The organism is Thalassotalea loyana (assembly GCF_030161435.1).
Classification (GTDB): Bacteria; Pseudomonadota; Gammaproteobacteria; order Enterobacterales; family Alteromonadaceae; genus Thalassotalea_G; species Thalassotalea_G loyana.
Genome location: NZ_BSSV01000001.1, coordinates 1 through 18,497, shown reverse-complemented (window position 1 = coordinate 18,497; position 18,497 = coordinate 1). Strand labels below are relative to the sequence as shown.

General features: G+C 37.8%; 16 protein-coding genes and 1 pseudogene. 8 read left to right on the top strand and 9 right to left on the bottom strand.

Annotation, left to right across the window (positions count from 1 at the left end):
* The first annotated feature begins 164 nt into the window (after window positions 1–164).
* From QQK05_RS00075 to QQK05_RS00065, 3 genes are all read left to right on the top strand, one after another.
* Complete coding sequence (locus QQK05_RS00075) at window positions 165–1,349, top strand: BaiN/RdsA family NAD(P)/FAD-dependent oxidoreductase (protein ID WP_284295293.1); 1,185 nt, start codon at window positions 165–167, stop codon at window positions 1,347–1,349.
* 285 nt (window positions 1,350–1,634) lie between these two features.
* Complete coding sequence (locus QQK05_RS00070; protein ID WP_284295292.1) at window positions 1,635–2,690, top strand: HD-GYP domain-containing protein; 1,056 nt, start codon at window positions 1,635–1,637, stop codon at window positions 2,688–2,690.
* Window positions 2,683–3,084 carry a winged helix-turn-helix domain-containing protein gene (locus tag QQK05_RS00065; RefSeq protein WP_284295291.1) on the top strand — a complete coding sequence of 134 codons (402 nt, stop codon included), beginning with the start codon at window positions 2,683–2,685 and terminating at the stop codon, window positions 3,082–3,084. The genes QQK05_RS00070 and QQK05_RS00065 overlap by 8 nt, the downstream gene beginning before the upstream one ends.
* 15 nt (window positions 3,085–3,099) lie before the next feature.
* Here QQK05_RS00065 and QQK05_RS00060 read toward each other — a convergent pair whose 3' ends face one another.
* From QQK05_RS00060 to QQK05_RS00050, 4 genes are all read right to left on the bottom strand, one after another.
* Window positions 3,100–3,366 (bottom strand): hypothetical protein, encoded by a 267-nt coding sequence (locus QQK05_RS00060; RefSeq protein WP_284295290.1) that lies wholly within the window; start codon window positions 3,364–3,366, stop codon window positions 3,100–3,102.
* Entirely contained in the window at window positions 3,326–4,069 is a 744-nt protein-coding gene (locus tag QQK05_RS00055) for an EAL domain-containing protein (RefSeq protein WP_284295289.1), read from the bottom strand. The genes QQK05_RS00060 and QQK05_RS00055 overlap by 41 nt, the downstream gene beginning before the upstream one ends.
* Window positions 4,057–4,467 carry a winged helix-turn-helix domain-containing protein gene (locus tag QQK05_RS18655; RefSeq protein ID WP_407704854.1) on the bottom strand — a complete coding sequence of 137 codons (411 nt, stop codon included), beginning with the start codon at window positions 4,465–4,467 and terminating at the stop codon, window positions 4,057–4,059. Before QQK05_RS18655 ends, QQK05_RS00055 begins: the two co-directional genes overlap by 13 nt.
* Window positions 4,468–4,647: 180 nt before the next feature.
* Window positions 4,648–4,941: a hypothetical protein gene (locus tag QQK05_RS00050; protein WP_284295288.1), complete on the bottom strand. Its 294-nt coding sequence runs from the start codon at window positions 4,939–4,941 to the stop codon at window positions 4,648–4,650.
* Window positions 4,942–5,864: 923 nt separating this feature from the next.
* Here QQK05_RS00050 and QQK05_RS00045 point away from each other — a divergent pair.
* Window positions 5,865–6,467, top strand: coding sequence for a CCXG family PEP-CTERM protein (locus QQK05_RS00045; protein ID WP_284295287.1), 603 nt, complete (start codon window positions 5,865–5,867; stop codon window positions 6,465–6,467).
* Window positions 6,468–6,514: 47 nt separating this feature from the next.
* Here QQK05_RS00045 and QQK05_RS00040 read toward each other — a convergent pair whose 3' ends face one another.
* From QQK05_RS00040 to QQK05_RS00030, 3 genes are all read right to left on the bottom strand, one after another.
* Entirely contained in the window at window positions 6,515–7,213 is a 699-nt protein-coding gene (locus tag QQK05_RS00040) for a glutathione S-transferase family protein (protein ID WP_284295286.1), read from the bottom strand.
* 121 nt (window positions 7,214–7,334) lie between these two features.
* Complete coding sequence (locus tag QQK05_RS00035; protein ID WP_284295285.1) at window positions 7,335–9,050, bottom strand: diguanylate cyclase; 1,716 nt, start codon at window positions 9,048–9,050, stop codon at window positions 7,335–7,337.
* A 202-nt stretch (window positions 9,051–9,252) separates the two neighbouring features.
* A complete protein-coding gene (locus QQK05_RS00030) occupies window positions 9,253–11,430 on the bottom strand; it encodes a prolyl oligopeptidase family serine peptidase (protein WP_284295284.1) in 2,178 nt (725 codons plus the stop codon).
* Window positions 11,431–11,695: 265 nt separating this feature from the next.
* On the opposite strand from QQK05_RS00030, the pseudogene QQK05_RS18650 reads away from it, so the two are divergent.
* Together QQK05_RS18650 and QQK05_RS18645 are read left to right on the top strand one after the other, a co-directional pair.
* A pseudogene (locus tag QQK05_RS18650) lies at window positions 11,696–12,463 on the top strand (PAS domain-containing protein); the annotation flags it as partial.
* Window positions 12,458–12,997 (top strand): methyl-accepting chemotaxis protein, encoded by a 540-nt coding sequence (locus QQK05_RS18645; protein ID WP_407704853.1) that lies wholly within the window; start codon window positions 12,458–12,460, stop codon window positions 12,995–12,997. The pseudogene QQK05_RS18650 and the gene QQK05_RS18645, both read left to right, overlap by 6 nt.
* 23 nt (window positions 12,998–13,020) lie before the next feature.
* On the opposite strand, the gene QQK05_RS00020 is transcribed toward QQK05_RS18645, so the two are convergent.
* Window positions 13,021–14,583 (bottom strand): ATP-binding response regulator, encoded by a 1,563-nt coding sequence (locus tag QQK05_RS00020; protein WP_284295281.1) that lies wholly within the window; start codon window positions 14,581–14,583, stop codon window positions 13,021–13,023.
* A 224-nt stretch (window positions 14,584–14,807) separates the two neighbouring features.
* On the opposite strand from QQK05_RS00020, the gene QQK05_RS00015 reads away from it, so the two are divergent.
* Window positions 14,808–15,869, top strand: coding sequence for a response regulator (locus tag QQK05_RS00015; RefSeq protein WP_284295280.1), 1,062 nt, complete (start codon window positions 14,808–14,810; stop codon window positions 15,867–15,869).
* On the opposite strand, the gene QQK05_RS00010 is transcribed toward QQK05_RS00015, so the two are convergent.
* The gene (locus QQK05_RS00010) at window positions 15,866–16,555 is read right to left on the bottom strand and encodes a response regulator transcription factor (RefSeq protein ID WP_284295279.1); all 690 of its coding nucleotides are present in this window, start codon (window positions 16,553–16,555) and stop codon (window positions 15,866–15,868) included. The two genes, QQK05_RS00015 and QQK05_RS00010, sit on opposite strands and share 4 nt — an antisense overlap.
* Window positions 16,556–16,792: 237 nt before the next feature.
* On the opposite strand from QQK05_RS00010, the gene QQK05_RS00005 reads away from it, so the two are divergent.
* Window positions 16,793–18,433, top strand: coding sequence for a tetratricopeptide repeat protein (locus QQK05_RS00005; protein ID WP_284295278.1), 1,641 nt, complete (start codon window positions 16,793–16,795; stop codon window positions 18,431–18,433).
* The last annotated feature ends 64 nt before the right edge of the window (window positions 18,434–18,497 follow it).

Sequence of the window (18,497 nt, the reverse complement as noted above, 5' to 3'; positions counted from 1 at the left end):
CGGTACAGTCGAGCAAATAGAGCCTTTTGCTGAGCATTAGTTTCCGTCTTTACACTTTCTTTGCATTTCTTGACGATGTATTGACGAATGACGACGCCTGCTTTCTGGCTCAAACGGTTAATTCGCTCTATAATGCACGCCATCAAAATGAGAGAGGAAATATCGTGCAACAAACAGATGTATTAGTTATAGGCGCAGGCGCAGCAGGATTAATGTGTGCCGCAACTGCGGGATATCGAGGTAAATCTGTAACCGTTGTCGACATGGGTAAGAAACCTGGAAGAAAAATTCTAATCTCAGGTGGCGGCCGATGTAATTTTACCAACGAGAATGCCAGCCCAGAAAATTATCTTTGCCAGAATCCTCATTTTGTTAAATCAGCACTAAGTCGCTACACTGCTCAAGATTTCATTGAGCTTGTTGAACGACATGCAATGCCCTTTCACCATAAAACACTTGGTCAATTATTCTGTGATAATGGCGCGCAAGATATTGTCGATATTTTGATGACCGAATGTGAGTGGGCAGGTGTTAACGTGCAGTTACGCAATGAAGTGTTATCGATCGATAAAAACGATCAGGGCTTTGTTGTAAAAACAACAGATAATCAATATCAATGTGGCTCCGTAGTGGTTGCCAGTGGAGGTTTAACCATGCCTAAGCTTGGTGCAACCCCAATAGGCTATAAAGTTGCCGAACAGTTTGGCCTAAACGTCTTACCAACCATGGCGGCTCTCGTACCATTTACACTACATGATCATGATAAGCAGCGTTTTGACGGACTTTCTGGTATTAGCCTGCCCACGGTCGTTACGGCACAAGACGGGACAAAGTTTAGAGAAAATATCCTCTTCACCCATCGCGGATTATCTGGCCCAGCAATTTTGCAAATTTCGTCATTTTGGCGCGCTGGCCAAGCGGTGTCGATTGATTTACTGCCGGACTCGCCAATACAGGATTTAGTAAAACAGTGGCGTGAAACAAGCCCTCAAAAGTCACTGAAAAACTTATTAGCGACAATCATGCCTAAACGCCTCATCGAAGCCATGATTACAAACAAAGAGATCAGTGACAAAGTCATCAATCAAATTAGTAATGACGAAGTGACTTACTTGAGCCAATACTTCCATCAATGGCAAATTAAGCCCAATGGTACAGAAGGGTACCGAACGGCTGAAGTGACGTTAGGCGGCGTAGATACAGATGAGCTTTCCAGCAAAACATTTGAGTCGAGAAAAGTACCAGACTTATTCTTTATCGGTGAAGTCATTGATGTCACGGGCTGGCTGGGTGGTTATAACTTTCAGTTTGCTTGGAGCTCTGGTGTAGCTTGTGGGCAAGCTTGTTAATGTATTATTGTTAATACTCCGTAGCTTATTGGTTTTGCATGACAAAACAGCGGTGTTAAATTGTTAATAATTTATTTTTATTATTTTAATGGCTAGCGAACACACTTAAATCCACCAATAGTGAATTAACACATTATTTACAAAAATATTGAACTTATTTTTCACTTAAGTTAGACTAACTTCAGAAAAGGATTTTCGACTATACCAATGGGAAGGTATCAAATTTAAATTATACACTGTATCGATTTTAATTTGTCGATAACAAATCTTTTAAAGATGATACTCATGAAAAAACTGGCAGTTCACCACCTAGAAATTGGTATGGAAGTAGTTAAGCTAGACAGAAAATGGCTTGAAACCCCCTTCGTAAAACATAATTTTGTAATAGAATCTAAAAAGCAATTAGCTCAGTTGAGCAAATTCTGTAATTACGTTTATATAAACAACTCCTACAACTTGGCTCTTACAAATAAGAATATCAAATCACCTTGCGATAATCAGGAACAATGTAAAACAGCCTTATCTACCTCATATAAATTATTGAACAATGCTCTTAATGACTTTCAGGAAAACTCATATATATGCGCTCAAAAAATTAAGAAAATAGTCAATTTTCTTACAATTCAGGTTTTAAGTAATTCTGCAACTTATGAATATTTAAACACCATTCAATCCAATTCACCAAATTTAGCTCATAAATCTCTTCGAGTTTTAGTAATATACTTAACTTTTTGTAAGTATTTGGGTATCAAGAAAAGCAAGCTGTTAAATCTAGGCTGTGCCGCAGTATTGCATGATATCGGAATGCTAAAAATTCCAGTAGCTTTCGACAAGGCAGTAAAATTTACAGCAACTGAAAGAGTGCATATTACAAAGCATTCGACATTAGGTGAGACGCTAGTACGTGAAAACCAAGATTTTTCTCCAGTAGTAGCACAAGTAATAAAATCTCATCATGAATACTACAATGGAAGTGGTTATCCTGCTGGGCTATCTGGCCGAGATATCAATTTATATTCAAGAATGCTCACACTTGTTTGTACGTATGAGGCTATAACTCGCAACAGAGGCTATAAAAACGCGCTGAATTCATATTCTGCGATAACTGAGTTGGCAAGAGTTTCAGGTTCTATGTTAGACCCGCGCTTAGTTGGAAGATTTATTGAAATGGTTGGAGAGTACCCTGTCGGTACCCGCATAAGAACCCAAAATAACGAGATAGTACAAGTCTTAGCTAAAATTGAAAAGGATACGTATCAAGTAACTCCAACATCAGCTGAAGGATATGATCGCATAAATTTACTTGAAACCAGTTCTTTCGCTGGAGTAATTTATGAGTAGCTTAAATACCTTTAAAATTACTAAATGGCAAAATGAGGTTAGACTTCGCAAAAGCTTTTTACCACTCTGTAATAGTCGATGTCGTAACTGCCAACTGTTTCCTTTTGATAAACTCACGAAATCAAACGTATCCAAAGGCAATGAATTTGGAACATTTATTATCAAAGGCGAGCAAAAAAAGTTTAGTTCTCAAGGAATTAGATTATTTTGTGCTTTAGCGCGACAAAACAATACGGTATTACCGCAAGATTACTTGATAAAGTACACTTGGCCAGAATCAACAATCGTAAGGAACAACCTTAATGTTGCTATCTATGATTTGCGTATTTTATTAATCGGGACTTCGATAACTATAGAGAACCACAGAAAAGAGGGTTATAGCTTAACACTTTAAGCAATTGTTTTTGATTTAATCATAGATCTGGCCTAAAAAATACTTCTCTTCTTGTGAAAGGAATTCATTCTTTCTATTTTGATTTGTATTTTTTAGCCCAATCTCATGATTTATGATTTGCATTAGCTCCAAACAAATTTCAACATAGACTGTATTATCGGAAAGCTTGTCTGTTGCAGCTAACTCTAATGTTTTGAAGTTAATATTTGAGATATCGTAGGAAGTATATTTCATCGCTGCTTCAAACTCTCTCACAACCTCTTGTATAGCAATGTGATTCACCAGAGACTTCCTCCACATTTCGATTAAAGAAATAACCTTGCGCCCCTACTCCCTTGATTTTTAATAAAAAATCTGAATGTTCTTTAGTTTCAATTCCCTCAACAATTACTTTATGTTCTTTACTTAAAAAGACTAAAAGGCTTCGTAAGAAATTTTTGTCTGATTTAAAGAGCCCCCAAAAAGTTTCTTTTGACACCTTAACAGCATTGATTAATATATTTTTCGACAGAATTACATCAAAATTAGATTGATTATTGCCGAAGTCATCTAACCACAAACTAACATTTTCCATTTTAGCTATCACTTCCAACACTCCGTACTCTAACGCGCCAAATCGCCTAACATCCTTTTCTGATAACTCAAGAGCTATCTTTTGCTCTTTATAGCGCATTAATAATGGAATCAACACACCTGGGCTTTGAATAATATACATAGGGGCATTTATACTGAATGTCATATTTTGCGCCCTGGGTTGACCTGAAATACAGTTTAAGATTTCTTTGAATATTTGAATATGTTCAGACTTTGTTAAGGTATCAAAAAATGAATGAGGGCAAATAAATGATTTTCCATCATGTATTGAACACAAAACTTCTGCGTTAGAACTGCTTGCTGCCGTTAAAACTATTTTCTCTAATCGAGGAGACACAAGCACTACTCCCCAAACGGCAGTATTAAAGTAAAATTTACTTAGATTTTGCATTCCAAGCTCCTAAGTTTTGAGGTTTCAAGTTGGTTCTTAGGAACACAGAGGTGATAACCAAACCCCCTAACATTTTCAATTTTTACCTCAGTATGTCTGAAGCTCGTTCTAAGTTCAGATATAACCACCATAAGATTATTTTTCACTACTATGGAATCTGGCCATGCATAACGGAAAAGGTAACAAAAACTTACTGACTCACCTTTATGCCTAAGAAGTGCGCATAAGACTCGAAATGCTCTATGAGAGAGCTTAATTTTTTCCTCATCAACTATGACGGTATAGGAATCAGGTAAAAGTGTTACCTGTTGATTGCCGATTAAGAAATTCTGTTGATTACATTTAAAACAATAAGAAACACAAGGCTGAACCTTGCCTTTTATTGAGTATTTTCCCATGTTCATAACGTCTTTCCAGTAGCTTTCAGGATTAATTCAAGTTGATTTACTCTCCTAAAAAAAAGATCATCCGTGACCTTAACCGTATACTCTCTTATTAACGTGGAGTATTTACAATTACAGTACCACTGGCTCAGTAATAATTTTTTAGTCATGGGTAGTCCAACATTCATCAAGTTTTCAAGCATTTAATTTATCCAGAACTTTTTCTTTTTGGTATGAATCGAATGTCTTTGAAAAATACTCTACGAGTTGCTTCAAATACGCTAAATAATTACTTAACAATGGAATATTTTCGTCTCTGTATGAATCTAATGTTGCTTCGATTAATTCAAAAGCGAGTTCTACAATAAAAATATTTTCTTCATTATCAAAGTTAGAAAAATTCTCAGTATAGCCATCTAAAAACTCTGTAACTAAACTCAAAAATAAAAGCTTATCTTCATCAGTCATTCCATTAATATGACTATTCATATTCGCCTCCCTTTTTTATCAATAACGGAAGTGTTACATAGTCAGTGACGATAGCAATTATTATAAAATTTATAATTTTACTTAAACGACAATTAAAAATTGGATTAATAGCTCTTTGATATGTCATTTAATATTCATTATTCAATTCGAGGAATAAGAATAATTATTCAGGTCATGACAAGTCCCCAATATTTATAGGATTTATTAAACCTAAAATAGATTCTAAAGCTGATTCGGAGTCAACAATATCCATCGGTGCTGTATTTTTATAAAGTTTATAAAATGAAGGAAGAATCACCTTTGCACAAAATGAAGTGTCGGAATATCTTTAATTGGGCAAGCACCTACGCAATAAAATTCGATGAAAAAAGACCTTTTAGTCATCAAAGTATTTGAATTTAACAAACGTTTATTAACGTCAATTCAGTATTGAGCAAGGTTCCGGTCAACTTCCGCAGTGAAATATTTTAATAATTGAAGAGGCCTTCTTTAAAAAAAGCTGCAATGCTTTCCTTTTCATCAAGGTACTTATTCATTAATCAAAGCGGATAAATGATAAAAAACAATTGAAATAAATAGTATCAAAAACGAACTATCTACTTGATAGTAAAAGGTTTGATTTAAGTTTATGTGCCATACAGCATTAATCAGGAATAAACTAAATAAGAGCCTATTTAATTTATTTTTTTATTAATAGTGCGTCACTGATTTTGTATTTGATTGTCTTAGTTTTTAAATGTATTCACCTAATTTAAAAACAAGTAACGCGGGGGATAAATTGTTTCAAATTTAAATGTATCTCTACATAACTCAGTAAAACATCAAAAAATTACGATTGGACCTTTTAGCCATATTTTTCAACCTTACCCTCGATTAGCATAGCGTTAACTTAAGTGACAACGTAACGGTTTTCGAGGTGATGTATGACTAAATTATTTTCTACAGCAATCGCATTGACATGTTTGGCCTTTTCGCAACTTTCTCACGCTGGCTTAATTACGTTTGAAACAAAAAGCCTAAATGGTGCTGTATTAGCCGACGACTTAAAGTCTTCATGGCAAGCAAATAGCAATCAAGTAACAACACGAGAGCTAGATGCTTTCAACCTAGTTGATATTGGACGTAATACAATCGGACATCTAAATGTCGAGTTTTACATTGCTGAGCAAGGTTTCTGGACGTTCGATTTTGGTTTAGATGCAGGTTTTGGTGCAGATCTTTACGTTGATGGCGCACTTGCTGTTAGCAGAACCGATGACTTATGGTGGACAAGAAACTGGCAACACGGTGATGTTTTTAGTTTAGATAACTTTGAATTCAGCCAAGGTAATCACTCAATTGATTTGTTTTTCGCTGAAAATTGTTGTGATGGTTTAAGTACGATCAGATTAACAAACCATGCAACACAAGAAGTATCAGTGCTTTCTAGCCAATCGTTGCCAACTGCATCAGTGCCAGAGCCAGACACCAGAGCATTATTTGCCTTGGGCGCACTTGGGTTAATCATGCGTCGCAAGAAAAAGTAATCATACAACGAAAAAAGCTACCAATAAGGTAGCTTTTTTTATCTCTATTAGCCGCAACAATTTGTCGTGCCACACCCGTCGACTTGATCAACATTGTTCCCATCAGCTAAGTAAGTATTAGTTAAATAGAAGTCTTTAAAGCGTTTCTCAAAATCGCTTGATACCGTTTTTTCAACTATACCTAGATTCATTATCGCCTTCTGCCACCATTTGACTTTTGGAAAGCCACTAAGAAAGTCAAAACCTGTATATCGCTCGACAATTGCAGCTCTATGCAAAAGCGGTAACCAAGCAATATCAACATTACTGAGTTCATTCGATTTAAAAAAGAGATTGTCTTGATTCAATACCGCTTCGACCTTAGCAAAAGCCTTCATAAGCTTGCTTGTTCGTTGTTCAAACGTTGATTGGTCTTTGCTGCTCATCGCACTACATTGCGCCAAATAATGCTTTGCACCAAGGTAACTCCAAGCTTTATCTAACGCACGTTGTTCATTAGAAACGTCTGGTTCTATTGCGCCATACTCATCTTCGATATATTCAATAATTGCGTCAGATTCAAATAACGTCTTACCTGACTCTGTTATTAAAATAGGTACTTGTCCGTTTGGTGAAATATCTAGGAACCATTGTGGTTTATTTTTTAAATTGATGTATTCAATTTCATATGGGATGTTTTTCGCCGCCAGCGCGCCAGTGACACGCTGTACAAAGGGGCAAATCTCAAAACTAACAACTTTAATCATGTTTAAATCTCACTTAATAGTAAAACGAAAGCGCTAATGCCTAGCCACTTTCCAAATTTCACCTATAAGACGAACGAGATTTAAAAAAGACGAAATAAACGTAAATATTTTTGCGAGATGATCAATTGCCTTCGGCAATCTCAGCTAAACACACTTTGTTTTTGCCTGTAGTTTTAGCCTGATAAAGTGCCTTATCCGCTTTATTGATCATATATTCAAGATCGATTTGACGCAGCGGCTGATTGTCATAATAACCAAGCTCTGTGCCCGCAACGCCGATACTTGCAGTCAACTTAAAAGGTTTAATTTTATTCACTGCAATGGACTTATTCTCAATAGCCTGCCTTAATCGCTCTGCTTGAATACTTGCTTGGCTCTGCGATGTTTCTGGTAGAAAAAGAATAAATTCTTCTCCCCCCCAACGGGCAGCAATGTCATCTTTACGCGCGACTGCTTGAATACAGTTGGCAACTTCTTTAATAACAATATCGCCACCATAATGACCATAAGTGTCATTCACTTGCTTAAAATCATCTATATCAATAATCACTAAAGCCGCATCACGCTCTGTTCTTATCAGTTTATGCCAAATAGGCGTACTAATTTCTTTAAAGCCAAAGCGGTTGTTTAAGTTTGTCAGTGTGTCACTTCGTGCGTGTTGTTCAGCGATCACTTTGTCTAATTTAGCCATTCTAAATTGTCGCGCTAAAATCACCGCTAATACGATAGCTTCGAATGCCATCCCTACTTCAATTGCTTTAAACGTATAATCATTATATGGCACCAGAATCCCAGCCACCGCGAGTGTAGAAATCGTAATACACAAAGCAGCGACGACAGACGACAATAGAAAAATCACGGCAAATGGAATCTGTTCTTTGAATGCGCGCCATCCCATTGCAATAAATAAAGTGACAAACCCACAATTGAGAATAAAAGCTAGTGTTATTGAGAACACCAACTCATTTAAGAAAAATCCAATCACCATGCCAGTTGGAATGATCACCGTCGTTCTTACAACAAATTTATCCAAACCAGGCGCATAGGATTTTGTGTTCAATAAATATCTAGCAAAATGAAGACCCGCGATGCTGTAGGTAATCATCAAAAAGATATCCGTCCAATCTTGAAAATATGGCCCGAAATCAGGTGTGAATACCGCATGTAATTGGCCCGTATAGGACAAGCTGTTGATAACAAAGCCAATCAAATAAACGCCATACAAACCATATTCTTTTTGTTTGATAAATAAAAATAGGACGAAATTATATAAGCCCAAGGCTAACATAATGCCGTATAAGAAACCGTACTGATAGCCTGAAGCAATATCTCGACTAATCGCGCGTTCCTTTTCACTTAATCGAATAGGAATCGCCATAGGTCCCAGGGATTCTACACGCATGTATATATCATACGTCCCTTGGCTAAAGTTATATTCAAATGCATAGAAACGATATGGCATTGGACGTTGGTCAAATGGCATTGCGTCGCCACCGGTCACGCGCTTAATTACACGACCATTTTCAACCAACCATGTATCTATAATATCTAACCAAGGAGTTTCAACGGACAACCGATATAATTTTTCTTCTGACGGATTTACAACACGAAACTTCAACCAAACAGGTGCTACCCCAATCCCCAACGATACTGAGTCGTTATTGCTTTGGTAACCTTGTTTATCATTAAACCGCATGATTGCCTGATCGATACTTAATCGACGATCAGATTCCTGAAAGTATTCGACGTATTGACCAACGGCATCGTCCTTGACTATCTCTAGGTTTACTTCTGCTGATATGGCTTTATCGAAAGGCACTAGAAAAAAAGAAAACAAACAAACCAGCGTAATAAGCTGAACGCAAAAATGACGTGATGATTTGATATTTGGCGAATACATAACAATAAAAACTTACATAAAATTGCCATGTAATACTATCAAACTAACGCGTGTTTATCACAAAGTAATCGTATAAAAACAAAGCGGCCTGCATGTTTGCAGGCCGCTTTTCAATTATCACTTTGTTTTCACTAAGTTTTTACTTTAAGGTTTTTACACCCATGTTATAAAGCGTGAAACCGTATATGTCTGCATATTGATCAATAGTTTTGCTGATCGGTGTTCCCGCACCATGACCTGCATCAGTTTCAATGCGAATCATTACAGGCGTTTCACCTTTGTGCTTCGCTTGTAGTTCTGCTGCAAACTTAAATGAGTGTGCAGGCACTACTCGGTCATCATGGTCACCCGTTGTAACTAATGTTGCAGGGTAAGATGTACCTTCTTTAACATTATGCAGCGGAGAATAACCAAGTAAGTACTCAAACATCTCTTTGCTATCATCTGATTTACCATAGTCATATGCCCAACCAGCGCCTGATGTAAAGGTGTGGTAACGTAGCATGTCTAATACACCCACAGCAGGCAATGCCACTTGGAATAAGTCAGGTCGCTGGGTCATTACTGCACCAACTAACAAACCACCATTCGAGCCACCCATTACCGCCAATTTATCTGATGATGTGATTTTTTGATCAATTAGATATTCGGCAGCCGCAATAAAGTCATCAAAAACATTTTGTTTCTGCTGTTTAGTACCTGCGTCATGCCATTTCTTACCGTACTCGCCACCACCACGAAGGTTAGCAACCGCATATACACCACCTAGTTCTAACCAAGCAGCACGTGTTGAGCTAAAGCGTGGTTGTAAACTCACATTAAAGCCACCGTAACCATACAAAATCGTCGGGTTACTTCCGTCCAGCTCAATACCCTTCTTGTGGGTAATGATCATCGGTACCTTTGTGCCGTCTTTAGATGTGTAAAACACTTGCTTTGATTCAAACTTATCACTATCAAACTTTACTTTTGACTTACTGTGAACAGAAGACTCGCCAGAATCGACATTGAACTTAAATATTGTGCTTGGTGTTTTTTGGTTACTAAATGAAAAGTAGATATCTTTTTGATCATCGTTGCCACCAAAGCCACCTGCGGTGCCAACCTCTGGTAATTCGATATCACGAACTTTACTACCATCTAGCTTATATTGTTGGATAAGCGATGTAGCATCTTTCATGTACTTCGCGAACATGTAGCCGCCACCAGTAGAAACCGATAACACGTTTTCTGTTTCAGGAATAACATCTACCCAAGCTTCAGGTGTTGGGTTTGAAACAGTCGCTTTAACGACACGTTTATTCGGTGCATTTAAGTTGGTCACTAATAATAAATTTTCACCATCATTATCTAATACATAAGTATCAGAATTTGGCTCAGATAAAATTGTTACTAACTCACTACCCGGTGATTGCAAATCTTTCATAAATAATCGGTTGCCAGAGGTAGAAACCGATGCATAGATAAACAAGTAACGGTTATCATCTGTTACACCACCACTAACATAGCGATGTTTCTGAGCGTCTGTGCCACCAAAAACCAACTGGTCTTCTGACTGCTTTGTACCTAATTTGTGGTAGTAAAGTTTGTGTTGGTCAGTCTTTGCCGATAGCTCACTGCCTTTTGGTTTATCGTAACTTGAGTAATAAAAGCCTTCATTGCCTACCCAAGACAAACCACTAAATTTGATGTCGACTAGTTCTTCTTCGATGATTTCAAGTGTCTTGGTGTCCATGACACGAGCTTTACGCCAATCACTACCACCTTCAGAAATCAAGTAAACCGCTAACGAGCCATCTTTTGAAAATTCAATGCTTGCTAACGACACAGTGCCATCTTCGCTGAATGTATTCGGATCTAAGAAAACTTCAGCTTCACCACCGTCTTTTTGGCGATACAAAACGTATTGATTTTGTAGACCATCATTCTTATAAAAATAGGTGTAGTCGCCTTCGATAAAAGGCATACCTACTTTTTCATAGTCAAGTAATGTTGAAAGGCGAGTTTTAATCGCATCACGATAAGGAATTTGGTCTAAATAACTATAAGTTGTCTTGTTCTGTGCTTTCATCCACTCTGCAGTTTCTTCACTCATATCGTCTTCTAACCAGCGATATGGATCAGCAACTTTAACGCCAAAGTACTCATCAACCACGGTTCCTTTCTTAGTATCCGGGTAAACAATTGATGCTGTTTTGGTCGCGCTTTCTTGCGCAGGTTTTGAAGCGGTTGGTTGAGAGTCTGATTGCTGTCCGCAGCCACTGACAGAAAATGCCAGCACAAAAGCGGAAGACAATGTAGCTATTTTAAAATTCATTGGCTTTCCATTAGGTTGTTTTTATTGTCGATTACAGCAATCTATTGGAATCAACCACCAATGTCCATAAGTGCTCTTGAGCTTGTCTAATAAAGTAATAATTATTTTGTAACATTTAATTAACAACATCATCGACCACCAATCAAGGATCATTCATGCTCAGAACTTAGCTCATCAAAAAACATGTAACATCAGCTCCGAATCTCAGTCATATTTGAAAAGTTCGACTAAAATCATATAACGACGTATTTATAGAGACATAGACATGTTTGATTTTTTTAATAAGCAACCGGAAGAAAACCTAGCTGAGCAATTGGCCTTGTTAAAAAGCGTTAATATTGCGACAGACAAATATTTGCCAACAATAGCTTTTGATTTGTCAGGAAATGTTACCTCTGTATCTCAGAAGTTTCTCGATATCGTCGGTTATACCGAGCAACAAGTGCTTGGCAAGCATCATTCAACCATGTGTTTTCCAGAGTATGCGAATTCGTCAGATTATAAAGAGTTTTGGGATCAATTACGCGCTGGGGAATTTGTCTCAGGAACCTTCGAACGCAAAAATAGCCAGGGTGAATTGATATGGCTTGAAGCAACCTATTTTCCTATTGTCTGCGATGGAAAAATTACCGGCATCAAAAAAATCGCGGGAGATGTCACCAAAACAGTGACGGAAAATGAATACACAAATAGTGTGTTATCAGCACTTGACCGGTCTCAAGCTATCATTGAATTTCTGCCTGATGGTACGATTATTAAAGCAAATAAAAACTTTCTCGACACGGTTGGCTACCAGATAGATCAAATCATTGGCAACAATCATAAAATGTTCTGTGACAATGATTTTCTAAAAGATAATCAGGATTTTTGGCCTTCTCTTGCGCGCGGTGAATTTAAGTCTGGTCAGTTTGCTCGTGTCGATAAACATGGCAATACAATCTGGCTGGAGGCTACTTACAACCCAATTTTTGACGTTAAAGGTAAGGTGGTAAAGGTGATCAAATTTGCTACCAATATCACTGAACAAGTGGAACGCAATAAGGCCATCACAGAAGCTGCTGAGGTTGCCTATAGTACGTCTGTTGAAACAGCTCAAATAGCCAAAAAAGGAACAACAAATTTAGACGAAGCGGTAGAAGTGTCCACCAACATATCTGAGCAAGTAAAAACGACCTCTCAAGAGCTTGGCGACCTCAATCTAAAATCGCAAAGTATTGAAGCCATTGTATCAACAATCAAGGATATTGCAGACCAAACCAATTTGCTTGCACTCAATGCTGCAATTGAAGCAGCTCGAGCCGGAGAGCAAGGCAGAGGCTTTGCAGTTGTTGCAGATGAAGTTCGACAACTAGCCTCAAGAACTGCGCAATCTACCAGCGAAATAGCGACCGTAGTCACCGAAAATAAAAACCTGACGGACTCTGTGACAAACAGTATGAAGCAAGTTTCGGAAGTAGCTATGGATGGTGTTGTAAAAATTGCAGAGGTTTCGTCGCTTATGGAAGAAATCTATGCCGGTGCAGAAAATGTATCGCAAACGGTTGATAGCTTATCGAGTTCGCAATAACCTCTAACCTCCGCTTGAGAACGTTAAGCCTTTGGCAATTTGATAATAACACGAGTCTCTTTGTCATTGGCTTCCAACGCAATATCCCCACCTAACGTTTGGCACACTAATTTTGCAGTATACGTGCCTAAGCCAACACCATTGACTTTACCCTTGGAGACATATTTGTCAAAGAATTGCTCTCTAATTTCGACTGGTACAGCGCCAGGATTATATATTGTAACTTCAACAAAACGTGGATTTGACGTTGATTCAAAAAAAGAGACTTTAGATCCGCGTGGCGCTGCTTCAATCGCATTCAAATGCAAGGCAGTAAACATGGTAGTTAATAGTATTTCTTCACCTTTAACCTCGGTGCTATGGCTGACAAAGTTGTCCACCTGTAAGGAGCGATTTAATTGGTCGCGTTGCAAACTTTGGATGGTACTGCTGACAATATCATGGAGATTAACGACGGTTAAATCGGGTATAAAGTTTTTATCTTCTAATCGCATCGATGTACTTAATGTCAAAAAGACTCTTTCCATTGAAGCTTTCGAGTACTGTAGTGCTTCTGCTTCAGTCGCTAATTGAGTGCTAGTTAGCGAACGATGACGAATCCGATCAATAGATTCACCCATTTTTGCTAATGGGTGGTGAACATAGTTTAGCAAAATTCGTTCAATATTCTCACGTTGCTCTAACTCATAAATAATTCGATTTAAGCTATTATCCCGCAAACGTATATTGTCTATTACTTTCAGCTGATTTTTAATTCGCATTTCCAAAACGGGAAAATTGATAGGCTTGGTCACATAGTCTGCTGCCCCGAGCGCTAAGCCTCTCGCTACGTCACTTGGTTGAGCTTTTGCGGTCACAAATATCACTGGAATATCAGCCAATACCGGATCACCTTTGAGCGTCTCTAAAGTCTGATACCCATCCATTTCAGGCATCATAATATCTAATAATATTAGGTCAGGTGGCGACTTCTTGCATATCTCAATAGCCCGTTGACCATTTAGCGCAAACTTTACTTTAGCAAATTGCCTAACACACTGATTAGCCACTTCAATGTTATTTACCTCATCATCGACGATAAGCACGCTATGTTGAGTTGTAGCAGACATCACAGGAGCATTTGCAATACTTTCTGATTTTTCTACTCTTTCCTCTTCCGCTTTTTTGGCCAATAAATCTAAGCGATCGCCAAATCGCTCGTTTAATGGCTTGCTAAATGCTCTTTCTACCCGACCTTTAAACATTTTAAAGCTAAACGGCTTAGCTAAATACTCAGATACCCCCGCTTTTATAGCGTCAATCACAGTGAGCTGATCTGCGACCGAAGAGCAAACAACAAAGGGGATAAATTTTGTCTCAGGATTATTACGAATCTGGAGTAACAGCGTTTTACCACCTTCATCTGGTAAAACCCAGTCGGATATAATCAGATCAACATGCCGCTCAGTTAATATTCTGGTTGCTTCTTTTACACTAACCGCTTGATAGACCACAGAAAAATCCATCTCAGCCAGCATTCTAGCCATGGCAGACCGAATATTATCAGTAGAATCAACAATTAACGCAGTTTTCTTTACCTTTTTCATGCGTAGCCTAAATGAGTATTATCAATAAATCGTTTTAATCAACGGGCGTATTTTGTGTTCTATTTCAATTGTGCTTATATTGAAATTGTAAACGACATATAAATTTAACGGTGATATTACGTTAAGTATATGAAATGATTTTGAGAATGAGTGTTTAAAATTGATCGTTGTTGTTAAAGAAACATTAGTCATCAGAAGCACTTGATTCTAAATTGGAGCTCACCTTGACTACGGGATTAACACACGGAACCATACTTGTCGTTGATGACAATACAGAGAATATAGACCTATTAAGGGGTGTACTAAAAGAGGACTATAAAATCCTTGCTGCCATCAATGGTAAATCTGCTATTGAAATCGCTAAGAGAAAACAACCAGACATGATTTTATTGGATATCATGATGCCAGGAATGAGCGGTTATGACGTCTGTAAGGAATTGAAAAAAGACTTTAGCACTTGTGATATTCCAATAATCTTCGTTACCGCAATGAATGAAATCCAAGATGAAGCAAAAGGGTTAAAGTTAGGCGCTGTTGATTACATTACAAAACCAATCTCTACCACGATAGTTAAGCAAAGAGTCAGAACCCACCTTGCACTTTACGACCAAACAAGACTATTGGAGTCAACGGTCAAAGAAAGAACTAAAAAGCTTGAAAACTCACAACTCGAAATTGTTTACCGTCTAGGCCGCGCTGCAGAATATAAAGACAATGAAACCGGCATGCATGTAAAGCGTATGAGTCATTATTCTCGAATTTTGGCACTAAAAGCCGGTATGTCGACAAAAGATGCGGATATGTTACTACTAGCCGCTCCCATGCACGACATCGGTAAAATAGGTATCCCTGATAGTATTTTAAGAAAACCTGGGAAATTAGATGCTCAGGAATGGCAAGTTATGAAAACCCATGCATCTATCGGCGCAGAAATTTTATCGAGCGGAGGTTCTGTATTATTAAAAATGGCTGAAACCGTAGCGCTGACGCATCACGAAAAATATGACGGCTCAGGGTACCCTGCAGGTTTAAAAGGCAAAGATATCCCGCTTATTGGGCGTATTGTAGCAATTGCGGATGTGTTCGATGCGCTAACAAGTGAACGTCCATACAAGAAAGCCTGGAGTATTGAAGATGCTATTGCCTTAATTGTCGAAGAGCGAGGTAAGCATTTTGATCCGGAGCTTGCAGATTATTTTATTGAGTCTATTGACGAAATAACATCAGTAAAGGAGCAGTTTGTTGAAACATTTGACCAAGACGGATATGAATTACTCGAGAACTAATCAACGGTAGATGGGCAGTTGTATTGGTAGCCTTTTGTCCGCACTGACTTGATAATATTTGACGATAGACCAGCTTGTTTTATTTTTTTCCTAATTCTAGCGACTTTAATATCGATGGAACGATCTATCCCGTTATACTTTAGCCCTTTAAGTACATGAAGTAAGTTTTCTCGGGACAGTGGCTTACCTTCATTTAATGCTAGGTAATAAAACAGCTCGAACTCTTCTTGCGTTAATTGAATAGTAGTACCCTTGTATCGACACTCTAAACACTCTGCACTGAATACCATGCCATTAGCATTGAGAACTTGTTCAACAAGTGGTTTTTCAAACACTCTATTTAACCGCTTGATACGTTGAAGTAGTATTTCAAACGGTGCTTTTTTTGAGACAAAATCATCAGCCCCTAATTCAAAGCAAATCCACTCAACTTTAGTATCATCATGGGCAGTCAGAAAAATAATCCCGCCCTCATAAAAAGTACGAATCTCTTTGCAAACGTCATAGCCACTTTTTTCCGGTAGACCAATATCAAGTAATATACAGTCTGGGGCTATAGAGAGAATCTTTCTCATGGCAATTGCCCCATTAAATGCTTGAAAGACCTCAAAGCCAGCGCTCTCTAATCGCCTTTTTAGTGTTGTTGATACGATGCTATCATCTTCAACCAGTAAGATTTTTTTCATCAAACCACTTGTATTACTTGAATAAAATGCCAATGGCTATTGTAACGCACTTGTATACCTATCTACTGTTAACAAAGTGTTCGTCAAATGTAATAATGAGTATCAAGCGAGACAAATTTTGACCCTATATTGATATTGGAATCATCAACTTATATATTTCGATACATAGGTTTAAACTTCTCTTCCGTTAAATAAAGGGTATGGGTGTGGACGAGCACCATCACAGGATGTTACTGAATGACAAACCCAAACTTTTCTAATAAGCGCTTTTTAATTGTTGATAACATTAAACAGTCTCGCGATACGCTAAAACAATTTGCTTATACTCTGGGTGATGTAAAAGTTGATACCTCTGCATTTGCAAAGGATGCAATATCAGCTTGCGAAAATATTAACTACGATGTCGTTTTACTCGGTTATGATCTTGGCGAAAATCAAAAAAATGGCCAACAAATTCTTGAAGAGCTAAAAACTAAAAATATCGCCCAGCGCCAAACCATTATCATCATAATTACCGCAGAAGTCTCTGAAGCAATGGTATTAGCAGCACTAGAGCATAAGCCTGATGAATACATTGCAAAGCCTTATACACTGCAAGATCTAAAAAAACGTTTAATACGCTCTTATGCAAAAAAGCGAAGCATGGCGAAAATATACCGTGCACTTGACGATGAAGACGAAACCAAGGTTGTTGAGTTAGTCAAAGAAGCGATAGCAAAAAATACCCAATATGAATCCGAGTGTATGGGTATCCTTGCCCGTCAGTACTTTAACTTAAAGCAATATGCCCAAGCTCAAGATATCTATTTACAATACCAAAATGAGGCTAACTGCGCCTGGGCAATTATAGGCTTGGGTAAGATAGCGATTGAAAATAAGCAGTATCAGAAAGCAGAAGAGTATTTCCAACGTATCATTGATGAAAACGACAGATATTTATCTGCGTATGATTGGTTAGCAAAAACCTACCAGGCACAAGGTGAGCATGCAAAAGCTGAGCGAACCTTAGAAAAATGTCTAATCATCTCACCACGCTCTGTCGGTCGTTTAAAATTCTACGCTAACGTATGTCTTGAAAACGAACAGTACTCCAAAGCTGCTAGTGCATTAAAGACAACAAATGAGTTGGCTATTCATTCTATTCACAATCATCCAGAAAACGCTTTATTATTTGCTAAGGCTGTTTTAGAGCATATTTCTGAGATGCCAATAGACCAAGCAAGAAAGATAACAAACAAAGTATTCAATGCATTGAGTTTAATGACAAAAGATTTTGATGATGTCGAATTAAAAATTCGCTCACAGCTACTAACAGCATTGCTAAGGCTAACGATAAAAGAACATCATCCATCTAGAGTGAGCCTAGAAGCCGCTGAAAAGCTTTTAGAAGTACATCAACACGATATGTCTACTCAAGGTAAACTAGAATCTTCACGCTCCCTCGTTAAACTAAATAGAGAAGACAGAGCCAGTAATATTCTTCAACAACTCGCTCAGGACAATCCAAGTGATGAGGAGCTACTAAAAGAAATTGATGCTTGTTTAACAAGACCAATTAGTGACAACATTATTCGAGCGCAACAGGCGATAGAAATCGGGATGAGCTATTACAAGCAGAACCAGTTTTCAGAAGCAATTAACGAACTATCAAATGCGCTTCGCATTATTCCGCATCATACGGGATTAAAGTTAAACCTACTTCAAGTATTACTTGTTGCTTATGAAAAAAGTCCAATTAGTGATAACTATATAGAGCGAGCTCAGGACATTATCGATGAAATGGATAAGCTACCATCTTCAAGTTATTCTCAGTCACGTTATATCGTATTAAAAGAAAAGTTCGAACAGCTCACTAATCCAAGTGTTGAAGAAGATTAACTTCCTCTATAACTGTCGCTTCAATTTGAATCTGTTTTTCGTAAAACCAAAAAAGCCTGCTCAA